This is a genomic window from Bacillus sp. AP8, assembly GCF_000321185.1.
GTDB lineage: Bacteria > Bacillota > Bacilli > Bacillales > DSM-1321 > Bacillus_AD > Bacillus_AD massilioanorexius.
The window spans coordinates 20,848-33,433 of the sequence record NZ_CAPG01000048.1 but is presented as its reverse complement, the minus strand read 5'-3'; the positions used below and the strand labels follow the sequence as shown (position 1 = coordinate 33,433).

General features: G+C 34.4%; 7 protein-coding genes. 4 read left to right on the top strand and 3 right to left on the bottom strand.

Features of this window, described 5'->3' with window-relative positions:
* Window positions 1–369: 369 nt before the first annotated feature.
* Window positions 370–2,109 carry a methyl-accepting chemotaxis protein gene (locus BN349_RS12965; protein WP_019242753.1) on the bottom strand — a complete coding sequence of 580 codons (1,740 nt, stop codon included), beginning with the start codon at window positions 2,107–2,109 and terminating at the stop codon, window positions 370–372.
* A gap of 292 nt (window positions 2,110–2,401) precedes the next feature.
* Between BN349_RS12965 and pheA the strand changes: the two genes are divergently transcribed.
* Window positions 2,402–3,280 carry a prephenate dehydratase gene (gene pheA, locus BN349_RS12960; RefSeq protein WP_019242752.1) on the top strand — a complete coding sequence of 293 codons (879 nt, stop codon included), beginning with the start codon at window positions 2,402–2,404 and terminating at the stop codon, window positions 3,278–3,280.
* Between the two features lie 44 nt (window positions 3,281–3,324).
* On the opposite strand, the gene BN349_RS12955 is transcribed toward pheA, so the two are convergent.
* Together BN349_RS12955 and BN349_RS12950 are read right to left on the bottom strand one after the other, a co-directional pair.
* Entirely contained in the window at window positions 3,325–3,870 is a 546-nt protein-coding gene (locus tag BN349_RS12955) for a transcription repressor NadR (protein WP_019242751.1), read from the bottom strand.
* Window positions 3,871–4,026: 156 nt separating this feature from the next.
* Window positions 4,027–5,154 carry a cysteine desulfurase family protein gene (locus BN349_RS12950; protein WP_019242750.1) on the bottom strand — a complete coding sequence of 376 codons (1,128 nt, stop codon included), beginning with the start codon at window positions 5,152–5,154 and terminating at the stop codon, window positions 4,027–4,029.
* A gap of 393 nt (window positions 5,155–5,547) precedes the next feature.
* Between BN349_RS12950 and BN349_RS12945 the strand changes: the two genes are divergently transcribed.
* The 3 genes from BN349_RS12945 (at window position 5,548) to BN349_RS12935 (ending at window position 12,530) form a co-directional block, all read left to right on the top strand.
* Complete coding sequence (locus BN349_RS12945; protein WP_019242749.1) at window positions 5,548–5,976, top strand: hypothetical protein; 429 nt, start codon at window positions 5,548–5,550, stop codon at window positions 5,974–5,976.
* Between the two features lie 155 nt (window positions 5,977–6,131).
* Window positions 6,132–7,322: a pyridoxal phosphate-dependent aminotransferase gene (locus BN349_RS12940; RefSeq protein WP_019242748.1), complete on the top strand. Its 1,191-nt coding sequence runs from the start codon at window positions 6,132–6,134 to the stop codon at window positions 7,320–7,322.
* An 828-nt stretch (window positions 7,323–8,150) separates the two neighbouring features.
* Window positions 8,151–12,530: a S8 family peptidase gene (locus BN349_RS12935; RefSeq protein ID WP_019242747.1), complete on the top strand. Its 4,380-nt coding sequence runs from the start codon at window positions 8,151–8,153 to the stop codon at window positions 12,528–12,530.
* The last annotated feature ends 56 nt before the right edge of the window (window positions 12,531–12,586 follow it).

Below are 12,586 nucleotides of genomic sequence, written 5' to 3'. Positions count from 1 at the left end.
TACCTCCAATTATAAGAAATGAATAGGATGTAAACGTACATACCGTTGAAATGACTGAATATTCAAAATTGTTGAGTGACATAAAATAGGTGATTAGGGTAATAGTCCAAGAAGGGATAATTAATAATAAAAGGCTAAAAATTACAAGCTTTTTCCTTAAAGTGAAAAACCTTTTCTTCATACTTTCTTCTCCTTACCGTTTATTAAGGCTTTGTTTGTTACTGTTGAATGAAAAAATGGATAGAAATCCGTGAACAGGATTGGAACCATTATCAACAATCAGTATTTAACATAGCCTTTATTAATAATGAAGTGTACATAATAGAGATTGAGATTTTTATCGCTCTATTATGTACATTAGTAAAAATATTAAATTTTAAATCTACCTACCATTAGTTGTAAATCTGCTGCTAGTGTAGATAAAGAATTAGCAGAAGTAGTGATTTCCTCCATTGATGCCAATTGCTCTTCGGTTGAAGCAGCTACTTTCTTGAATTGTAAAGAGGCATCTTTTGTGGCATTGGATATACTGGTTACGGTTGCTGAAACTTCCTGTGAGCTTGCTGACATTTCCTCTACTGTTGCCGCCATTTCGGTAATCTTAGCTCCTAGTTTATCCATTGCATTAACGATTTCTTTAAAGCTTATTTCTGTTTGTTCAACAACTTTTAATCCTTCTTTTGTTTCTATTTTTACTTGATCCATAGATGCTGTAGAGCGTTCCATGTTCGTTTGAATTTCTCTAATAAGCTCAGAAATTTGCTTTGAGGAAGCTTGTGACTGCTCAGCTAACTTTCGCACTTCATCTGCTACAACAGCAAAGCCTTTTCCATGTTCACCGGCTCTAGCTGCTTCAATAGCAGCATTGAGAGCTAATAGGTTCGTCTGATTAGCAATATCATTAATCACTTTTGATATTTCATCAATTTCATTGGAGCTTTTATCTAAAAGCTGAAGAACTTCAGAACTTTCAATAACACGCTGATTAATGGAGTTTATTTGTTGCACTGTTTTTTCTACATGTTCATTACCTATTTGAGCTTGCTCCACAATCATTGAACCCGTCTCTGAAATAAGTGAAGAGTTTTCAGCTAGGTTTTGAATGGCATAAGTTACTTGTTCTAACGATTGTGCACTATCTCCTAAGCTTGTATTACTGTGACCAGCACTACTTGTGAAAAATTGAATTGTTCTTGAAATTTCTTCAGATGCCTTACTTGTTTCTTCTGCACTTGCCGATAATTGTTCAGACGAGGCAGCAACGTGCTCTGTAGAGCTAGTAACCTCACGAATTAATTCTGTTAGCTTTTTCTTCATATTATTAAAATCTTTCGCCAACTGACCAAGCTCATCTTTCGTATAAATCTTGACGCCATCACCAGTAAAATCACCAGCTGAAGCAAGTGTTAATTGATGGCTAATTTGATTTAGTGGTTTCGTTAAACGAACTGAATACATGTAACTAATAATGTTTCCTATGATGATGGAAACAATGGAGATGATGGTCATAATATTCGCTATTGTTGATGCATCGCTGTTAAATTCAGAGTCATAGGCTCCTGATCCGATATTCCACCCCCAATACGGGTCTTTTTGGACATAAGAGAATTGCTGCTCGACTTTACCTGTTTTATTGTTTTTTACTTTATAAGAAATGAAGCCACCTTTATCAGCATGCTTCAATACTTCCTGAGCAATGTTCTTTCCATCTACGGATTTTGTGTTTAAAATACTAATTCCTTCATTTGCAGGATCCATGACCATTACTCCGTGTTCGTCCATAGCCCAAACATATCCTGTTTTCCCAAATGTATATTCTTCTTTTATGGGTCGAATATTATTTTCATCTTTTTCACCGAATAATTCTTGTCGAAGCTTTTCCTGGGCTTCAGGTAATGTCATCTTTCCAGCTTCTACATCTTTATTTAATAGAGCAATCATTCCGATTATCATATTTGTACTTTTTTCAAGCTGTTCTTGACCAGCTTCATTTAATTGTGATTTCGAAATAGTAAAAATACTGATTCCGATAATGGAGGTTGGTATTAATAATAATAAAAAACATAAAATAACTAACTTTCGTCGAATTGAAATAAACTTTTTCTTCATTACAATATCTCCTTCATTCATTAATCAATCTGGAAAAAGAGGTAAACACATTAAATATCGTCAAATATCGACAAATATTAACATATTCATGCAAATTGTAGATAAATTTTCCTATATTAGATTAGGAAAAGAGTCTCTTAATCAGAAAAAGAAGGAAGTAGATATATGATAAACAACCTACTTTTTGGGAAAAATATAATAAATTTTATATAGCAAAAACATTGTCAAAATTCTAAAAATAACCTAACATAGAGCAATATAAACGTTTGATAAAGGGAGGCTTCAAGGAAGAATGAAAATTGTATTTCTAGGTCCAAAAGCGACCTTTAATCATTATACGGTTGTAAAGGCATTTCCAAATGAAGAAATTCAACCGATGAAGACGATTCCTGAGTGTTTGGATGCTGTTATGAATGATGAAGCAGATGCGGCAGTTGTCCCATTAGAAAATGCCTTAGAGGGTTCGGTGACCATTACGCTAGATTATTTAGTGCATGAAGTGAAGCTACCTATTCAGGGAGAAATTAATACGCCAATCCAACAGCATTTTATGGTTCATCCTCAAAATGAAGATCAGTGGAAAGCAGTAACGAATGTATACTCACATTCACATGCTATTGCTCAGTGTCATAAGTTTCTTCATAAAGAATTAAGAGGAGTGCCAAGTGAAAACTTTACTTCTACAGCTGCAGCAGCGGAATATGTCATGCAAAATCCAGAATTGAAAATAGCTGCGATTGCTAGTGAGTTAGCTGCTTATGAATATGGGCTAAGCATTGTTAAACCGAATATTCATGACTATGATCACAATACAACTAGATTTATTGTTGTGTCAAAAAAGGAAGTAGAATTTACACATACGAATGCAATAGAAAATGGACCAAAAACAACCTTAATGATAGAATTACCAGAAAATCATCCAGGGTCATTGCATCAGGTTTTATCTGCATTTTCTTGGAGAAATCTGAATATGTCCAAAATAGAATCACGCCCGAAGAAAACAGGACTAGGGAATTATTTCTTTTTAATTGATATCGAAATGGCAATGGATGAAGTTTTAATTCCAGGAGCCATTCAAGAGCTTGAAGCGTTAGGTTGCTCGGTATCTATTCTAGGTAGTTATCGAAGTTTTTCTATTCAGGGACTACAAACATGCGATACGCTTTCGTAAAATAAAAAGTGGCACCTCTCGTATGATTATGAGGTGCTACTTTTTTAATGATTTTCTGTTACTAGAAAGCCTGCTGCTTTTAATGCGGCTTCTGCCTCATCTAGAATTTGGTCAGAAGTAGCTGCAATTGTATGAATATGAATTCCGTTTGTAAGTTGTGACAGATAGGTAGCCTTTGTTTCTTGTATTTTTTGTAAAAACTGCTTCACTTCACGGCGGTTATTGACCATAATCGATGCAGATAAATCCCCGTAAACAGGGTGTTCGATTTTTACATCTTTTACGGTCACACCTGTATCTACAAGTAACAGTAATTCTTCTTCTGTTTCTTCTGGTTTGTGGAAACAAGCAATGGTTCGTTCAATCATTTCTTCTTGGCTAGTTTGATTTAAATATATATAACCCTGACTCGTAGCAATAATGGGCTCATTCTGTGCTTTTAATAAAGTAATATCACCGACAATAACTTGTCTACTGACATTTGCCTTTTTGGCTAATTCGCTACCTGTAATAGGTGATGTTCGACTTTTTAAGAGAGTGATAATATATGTGCGTCTTTCCTCTCCTAATAATTTTTGTGCTTTTTTCATATTTTTCTCCTTGTATTTATTAGGCAATCTTTAGTCTGTTCAAACTAGAGTTATGACCATACTTCAAAATAAAGCGTTTTTGAAGCAACCTAGAAAGAACCCAATTAGTATAATTAATCCATCAGTGAAAGATGATAAATCTTACTGATAACGTCTTTACTTTTTCATTATTTTTAGTAAATCTTCTGCTAATTTCAAGCATTGTTCTTCAGTAGTATATTTTCCGAGAGAAATTCGAATCGAACTTTTCGCTTCATTATGATCTTTTCCGATAGTTAATAAGACTTTAGAAGGCTCTTTCGAACCTGATTGACAGGCGCTACCTGAAGAAATAGCATATCCTAACTGATTTAATTCCATCATAACATATTGTCCTTGAACTTTTGAGCATAGCAAGCAAATGATATGCGGAAGCTGATACCCTTCTTTACCCTGAATAATCGTTAGTCTGCTACTAGAGGTATGTAATAATTGAAGCAATCTATTTCGTAGTCTTGTAATTATAGTATAGTCATGACTTAAGGAGGCTTGTGCCTGCTGTACAGCAATAGCAAAAGAGTAAATTCCCGGTACATTGACAGTTCCAGCACGAAATCCGTTCTCATGTGTAATGGAAAAATTAATTGGACGTAGGTTATGTATAGAAGGAAAAACAATAGCGCCAACAGCTTTAGGTCCAAATACTTTATGACTAGAAATAGCTATACTATCTGCCCATTTGCCAATGGGACTACAATCTATCTTTCCAAAAGATTGAACACAATCGACATGTAAAAAAAGTTCTTTTCCTTTTATAATTTTATAAACTTTTTCAAGAGGCTGTATGATTCCTATTTCAGAATTAACATGTTGAATGATTACAATGGAAGTATTTTCATTTACGAGTTGTTGTAAATGTTGTAAGCAGATGGTTCCGTCTTCTAAGTGACGAAGATATTTAATTTCATATCCTTCTTTTTCTAAAAGTATAAGCTCATTATTAACAGATGAATGCTCTATGGATGAACAAATTATTTGTTTTTTGTGTGGTGCACAGTTCTTCAATAATGTTCGAATGGCTATTTGATTGCTTTCAGTACCACCGCTTGTAAAAATGACACTTTGACTGTCGATTCGAAAAGCATCTGCAATGAGTTGTCTAGAAACTTCTACTACGTGTTTGGCTTTACTTCCTTCATCATGCAAACTGCTCTCATTCCCTATACATAAACGAGCTGCCTCAGTATAGGCAGAAATAGCTTCATTACTCATTGGGGTAGTGGCTGCGTAATCGAAATAAATCATATATTATCTCCTCATCTAACAATCATATATAGTTATTTAATAACGTGAAAAGACATCTGTCAAGACAATGGCTATGTGAATAATGATTAAATAAGAAAAAAGTCAAAGTCAAAAACTTTTTTTATTTCACTCATGAGTCAATTCTTATGCTAGTTGGATATAACAGGTGAAAATTGAAAAGATGTTGCCACGGGAAGTGATGAATTTAGCAGTTGGTCCTCGCAGTAAGGTAGTCGTATTTTTCTATTTTATGAATGAAATTTCATATAAAGATAGAAATTATGTGAATTATTTAATAATTTGATATATGAAAAAAATTTATATGTTATTATTTATAAAATGCTGATTATTAATAATAATATTGGAGCAATATAAATTGAGGAGGGAATTATTATGGAGGGTAAACCTTATATCGTATTCAGCACACGTTTTGGAGATGTGCAATCGGCTTTGACAGTAGATCCCCATATAACGGCATTAAGTAAATTATTAGATCAATTTTGCAATAAAGTTTATTCACCTCACTTTGATAAATTTGCTCCACTAGGAAAAATTGATGGTCAATCATTAGCATGGGGATATGAAGGTTGTGACGGTGTAAAACTATATAAAAATCAACGATTTGCAACAGTTGATATCATAATGCCTAAAAATAAATGGTTAAACAAAACAGAAAATGAAATTCGAACATTTCTAACTTCTTATTTTGAACAAGCTTTACAATTAATTGTGAGACAAATTCAGATGGAAGATTATCATATTGATGATGAACAATTATTTGCAGATTTTTCATTAGTTAAACAAAATTATTTATGTGTATAAAAAACTATTTTCGATTTTGAAAATAGTTTTTTTGTCTACTAAATTTTTAAAAAGTTAGGATTATTAAGTGTTTTGTTTTAAAATAAAAGAAGTATAACAAAATACGTTCGTTTTACGATAGCTAAACGGATGGAGTAGTGAGAGGAAGATGTCAATTGGGTCTAATTTCTAATCAAATTGAATTAAATTTACAAAGCGGCTCTTGGATTCGAGATCTATTTGAGAAAGGAAACCAGCTTAAACAAAAGTATGGCGAAGAAAAAGTATTTGATTTCTCATTAGGAAATCCAATTATCGAACCGCCGGTTGAATTTAAAGAAAATTTAAATAAATTGGCAAATAGTAAAGAAGCGAATTTACATGGATATATTTCGAATCAAGGGTTATTCGAGGCAAGAGCGAAAGTAGGACAGTTTTTACAAACTCTTTATGATCGAACATTTACTGCGGATTCTATCGTAATGACGGTAGGAGCTGGAGGTGCACTTAACGTTGTACTTAAAAGTATTGTTAATCCTGGTGATGAAATTATTATATTAAAACCATATTTTGTAGAATATAAATATTATGTTGAAAATGTACAGGGGACTCCAGTATTCTGTGATTTAGCCGAAGATTTTCAAATTGACGTAGAGCAATTAAAAGGAAAAATTACTGAAAAAACAAAAGCTATCATAGTAAATACGCCACATAATCCAACAGGTACGATTCTAACAAAGGATTCTATTTATGGACTAGCTAAGCTTTTAAAAGATAAAGAAGAAGAATATCAGTCTTGTATTTATATGATTTATGATGCTCCGTATACGCAGCTTACGTACGATCAAGTGAAAAATGAAAGTCCTTTTAATGCTTATCATCGTGTTATTTACGCAAGTTCATTTAGTAAAGATTTAGGGTTAGCAGGAGAGCGTATTGGATATATAGCAGTAGATCAAGATATACCTAGTCATGACTTATTAATTGCAGCTTTCACTTATTGTAATCGTACACTCGGTTTTGTGAATGCTCCTGCATTTGTACAACGTGTGCTTGCAATGACGGATGATTTAGTATCTGATTGTGAGGAGTATCGTGTTCGTAAGGATTTAGTAGTAGACATATTAACAGAAGCAAATTTTGACTTTATCGAACCTCAAGGTGGATTTTTTGTTTTCCCAAAATCACCTATTGCAGATGATATAGAATTTTGTAATTTTGCGGCGGAAAACTATAATATATTATTAGTACCAGGAACAGGGTTCGGTCGTCCCGGACATTTTCGTATGTCCTTCAGTGTAGGATTAGACGTTTTAGAGCGCTCAAGAGAGCCGTTTAAGCAATTAAGAAAACAGTTTAATGAATAGATTTTATTTCATTAAATGATAGATACAACCATGTTAAACAGAGCTAATTTAATATGTGAAAAAAAGATCGAAGAAAGAACTTCGGTCTTTTTTTGGGTTATTTTCAAAAAAAATTGTCGATTTTAAATAAGTTCAGTGAATAAAGTGAGCTTAAAAAGATTGGAGTGTAAGGTGCAAGAAAGACCAACCGAAATAACGAGAAGGCTTGCACTTGTCAGTAGAAAGCAAAAGGATTGGAGCCATTAGTAACATTGAAAATTACAACGGTTTTTTTGGACAAAAAGCATAATAGAATTTGTAGAGAGATCGGATAATGTCAGTTTATGTTGATTCTTTTTTATTTTTTGTACTTTCTTATTTTCTCCTCTCTATGGTTAAAAGTATTCGCTAGTTCCTATTCATTTCATGTTTATTAAGTATTTTTATTTTAAATCTAATTATTTCGTATCATTATATAATAAGTAAAAAGTTGTTTAATAATGATTAGATAAAGAAGGTATATATCATTTTTCTTATTTTTTAAGAATCAAAGTATATTAATTATTTATATTTATTGCTTTTGAGCTAAATGGTATGACGAATTATGGTGAAATGTTTAAGATTTTGTATATTAGTCTATTACATTCTTCTTACAATAAAAACTAGTGTTCACTTCGAAATAATCATTTTTAGTTGACCCCTTATGAAACAGTCAAATTATAGCACTATTCGACCTCATTTTTTAGATATGGTTTAATTACAGCTAATGAAAAAACAATAGAAAAATAGAGAGAAAGGAGGGAAATTTGGCAGAGGGTTTTCAAAAATTTGGTTGTAGGGGGTAAGGAAATGAAGATGAAGAAGCGTAAAAAACTATCATCATTGATAGCAGTTTCTGTATTAGTACCAACTTTGTTATTTCCGACCAATTTTAATGCAGAATCTACTAATTCACTACACACCTCAGTAAAGACAAATGTGAATGTAGTAGGCTCCAAAAAGATTTCATCTAAGTTAAAAGAACAATTTAAAAACAATGAACAAGTTACATTTTTAATTAAAATGAAAGAGCAAGTAAATACAACGGAAGTGGCCAAGAAAGCTGATACGGCTTCGGATAAATTAAATCTATCAGCTTCAAAATCTAAACTAGCCAAAAGATCTTCTATTGTAACAGAACTTCGTTCAAAGGCATTGGAATCTCAATACAATATTCGCGAATATTTAAAAAAGCAAGAAAAAGCAGGGAATGCAAGTAATGTTGAATCTTTTTATATTGTAAATGCGATTGCTGTTAAAGCAACAAAGGAAGTTATGGAACAAGTAGCGTTAATGCCTGAGGTTGAGAAAGTTTTACCGAATGAAACAAGACAACTAATTCAACCTGTAGCAGCAGAAACAAAAGAACAAGCTACAAAAGGATCCACACAAAAAAATGCAAAAAGTTCTGCTTCTCTACAAGTACAACCAAAAGCTGAAACGTCTAACATAGAATGGAATATTTCGAAAGTCGGTGCTCCTCAAGTCTGGGAAATGGGTATTGATGGTGCTGGTACGGTTGTAGCTAGTATTGATACAGGTGTTCAGTGGGATCACCCGGCATTAAAAGAAAAGTATCGTGGCTACAATCCAAGTAGTCCGAATTCACCAAACCACGAATTCAACTGGTTTGATGCTACATCTACAAATGCATCTACTCCGTATGATGATATCGCGCATGGTACTCATGTAACAGGAACAATGGTCGGTTCTGAAGCAAATGGATCGAATCAGATTGGTGTTGCTCCTGGAGCTAAATTTATTGCAGTTAAGGCATTTACTGAAGATGGCGGAACAGATGCTGATCTGTTAGAGGCGGGAGAATGGATTTTAGCTCCGAAAGATTCTTCAGGAAACCCACATCCTGAAAAGGCTCCAGATGTTGTAAATAATTCATGGGGTGGAGGAGCAGGTCTAGATGAATGGTTCCGTCCTATGGTACAAACATGGCGCGCAGCTGAAATTTTCCCTGAGTTTTCAGCTGGAAATACTACTTTATTTAATCCAGGAGGCCCTGGATCGATAGCAAATCCAGCCAACTATCCAGAGGCGTATGCAACTGGTGCAACGGATATAAATGATAAAGTAGGGTCATTTTCATTAAGGGGACCATCTCCATATGGAGAAATAAAACCTGATATATCAGCTCCAGGGGTAAACATCCGTTCGGCTGTCCCAGGTAGTTCCTATGAAGGTGGTTGGAATGGAACATCTATGGCTGGACCGCATGTTTCTGCGGTAGTAGCTCTACTAAAACAAGTAGATTCTAGTTTAACAGTAGATGAGATTGAAGAAATTTTGGAAACAACTGCACTTCCATTAACGGATAGTACCTATCCAACTTCTCCTAATAATGGATATGGTCATGGGCTAGTGAATGCTTTTGATGCTGTTTCATCAATTGTTAGCGGCTTAGGCAAGATTAAAGGAGCTGTAACGAAAGAAGGAGAAGATACAGAAGCTCCTACATTGACTCATAATCCTGTTTCAGAATCATATAAAGGTACAGATTTGACATTGTCAGCAACTGCTTCAGATAATATTTCGGTTTCAACTGTAACTTTAAAGTATAAAAAAGCAGATGGAACTTGGAATGATCTTTCAACTGAAAGAACAGAAGGAGATTACAAATCTGGAACATACGTAGCGACTATACCTGGATCAGTATTAAATGAAGATACTATTGATTATAAGTTTGTTGCAACAGATTTTGGCGGTAATACTATAGAATCAAATGCTTACACGGTTTCGTTGTTACCAGGAATTACTGTTGGTTATAGTACAGATTTTGAGGGAGATACAACAGGGTGGACTTCATTTGGAACAAAAGCTTGGGAGTTAGGTCTGCCAACTGTTGGTCCTAAAGCAGCCCATTCTGGAGAAAAAGTATATGCTAGTAATTTGTCTGGGACATATGCAGCAAAAGCTAATATGAGTTTAAAAATGCCTCCGATTGATCTGCCAGAAGGAAGTAGCTATTTACAATTCAAACATTGGTATGAACTGGAGAAAAATTATGATTTTGGGCACGTTTTTGTGTCAACAGATGGAACGAACTGGACTCAGTTAGCCCGATTTAATAACCTATCAAACGGTTGGATTGATGGTGAAGTAGATTTAAGTGCTTATGCTGGTCAACGTATCTACATTAGTTTTAACGTAACTTCAGATGGATCTGTACAAAAACAAGGTTGGTTCATTGATGATGTTCAGCTATCAGATACAACCATTACGACAACGAAAAAAGCTAATAATGGTTTATCTTTAGGAGTTGAAAAGGAATCTCCTTCTACTCAAGCTAAACCAAAAGTAGATCCAAGCCTAATTAAACCAGACCAAACAGTGATTGGAAAAGAACCAATAAAAGAGGAACCAGGAAAAGATACACCAACTCCTATGTTACTTCCAATAAGAGCTGAGGTTAGTGTTCTTGAATCTGGACGTTCCGTGTATACAAATCCACAAGATGGTTCTTATGAATTAACACATGCTGCTGGTTCTTATACAGTTAAGGCAGAGGCATATGGATATCAATCACAAAACAAATCTGTAAATGTAACACAGGATGGAACAAGTACTGCTAATTTCACGTTACAAGAAACACCATCAGGAACTATTTCAGGTACTGTTATTAATAAACAAACAGGTCAACCTATTGAAGGAGCAACAGTATTTGTCGTTGAAGACGCTGCAGTTACACCTGTTGTAACGAATGATAGTGGTCAATACTCTATTAAGGCTTATGAAGGAAATTATACGTTGAAGATTTCTGCACAATCGTATTATAGTACTGAAATAGCTGTATCAGTTGCAGGTGGTCAATCTTCTGAATATAATATTGAATTGAAGCCGTTCATTGGTTATTCAGGAGAAATTAAATATGATGACGGAACAGCGGAAAATGCTCGTGCATTTAATGCTGCTGGAAATAGTTGGGCGGTTAAAATGTCATTAGAGGAAGGGAAGAAGCAAGCAAATGTAACAGGTGCTTTATTCCGCTTCTGGGATATAGAATGGCCAAATCCAGGTGGAACGGAATTCCAAGTTTCCGTTTATGATGCTAGTGGTACAAATGGAACACCAGGTAAAAAGCTTGCTGGACCATTTAATGAAACAGCATTAAGAGATGGAACGTGGACGCATATTGATTTAAGTGAGCATGGCATTACGGTAAATGGTGATTTCTTTATTGTTTATACACAAACAAAAGCAAATCCAAATGCTCCTGGACTTGCTACAGATGAAGATGGCCCTAATGCAAAACGGAGCTATCAAGGTGTCAGCGGAGTTTGGTCTCCATCTCCTGAAGCAGAAGGAAATTATATGATTCGTGCGACTGTTAATTATGAGATTACAGCACCAAGTATTACTTCTCCAAGTAATGAATCTTTTACAAATCAAGATGAAGTTACTGTTGAAGGAAATGCTGCACCAAAAACAAATGTAGATGTTTACAATGATGGTGAAAAAGTAGCAAGTACAACATCAACTGAAGCAGGAACCTATTCTACTAAAGTAAAATTGAAAAAAGGTGAAAATGTTTTAACATCTAAAATTTCAGCATCAAATGGATCAACTGATGCATCTGCTCCTGTTAAAATTACTCTAGATCAAGATAAACCAGTACTAGTTGTAACTGCACCAGTAAATGGTACAAAAACAAATAGGGAGTCAACAACAGTTACGGGAACAATAGCTGATGATTATCTTGATGTCGTACAAGTAAATGGCCAAACTGCTAAAGTAACAGATGGTAAGTTTAGCCTAAGACTTCTTCTTGATGAAGGTATAAATGAAATCACAGTTTTGGCAAAAGATAAAGCAGGAAATGAAGCGAAAGAGACACTTTCTATTGATGTAAAGTATACAGCGCCAACTGTATCTAACCTAGTTCCAACAGATGATAAAGTCCTTACAAGTGGTGAATCAGTAAAAATTGAGTTTGATAGCGAACCAGGTTTAGATGCAGAATTTTCAATTTTAATGCCTTTAACAAATGTAGGTAATCCATCAAATGCTATTGAGCTTCCAATGAAAGAAACATCAGCTGGACATTATGTGGGTTATTATACTGCAACGAAAAATGTAAAAGCTCCAGGGGCAGCGATTGAAGTGAAAATCTCTGATGATTATGGAAATGTAACCACCCAAAGAGCAGCAGGTAAATTGTATATAAACGCTAAAAAATAAGAGAATAAGAGAGAGCATTCAAAAGTTGATGTTTTGAATGCTCTCTTTACATATGT

Bases quoted from the DNA above. Each gene is read 5' to 3' on its own strand.
- BN349_RS12965 (WP_019242753.1), bottom strand. From the start codon at position 2,109: ATGAAGAAAAAGTTTATTTCAATTCGACGAAAGTTAGTTATTTTATGT.
- pheA (WP_019242752.1), top strand. From the start codon at position 2,402: ATGAAAATTGTATTTCTAGGTCCAAAAGCGACCTTTAATCATTATACG.
- BN349_RS12955 (WP_019242751.1), bottom strand. From the start codon at position 3,870: ATGAAAAAAGCACAAAAATTATTAGGAGAGGAAAGACGCACATATATT.
- BN349_RS12950 (WP_019242750.1), bottom strand. From the start codon at position 5,154: ATGATTTATTTCGATTACGCAGCCACTACCCCAATGAGTAATGAAGCT.
- BN349_RS12945 (WP_019242749.1), top strand. From the start codon at position 5,548: ATGGAGGGTAAACCTTATATCGTATTCAGCACACGTTTTGGAGATGTG.
- BN349_RS12935 (WP_019242747.1), top strand. From the start codon at position 8,151: ATGAAGATGAAGAAGCGTAAAAAACTATCATCATTGATAGCAGTTTCT.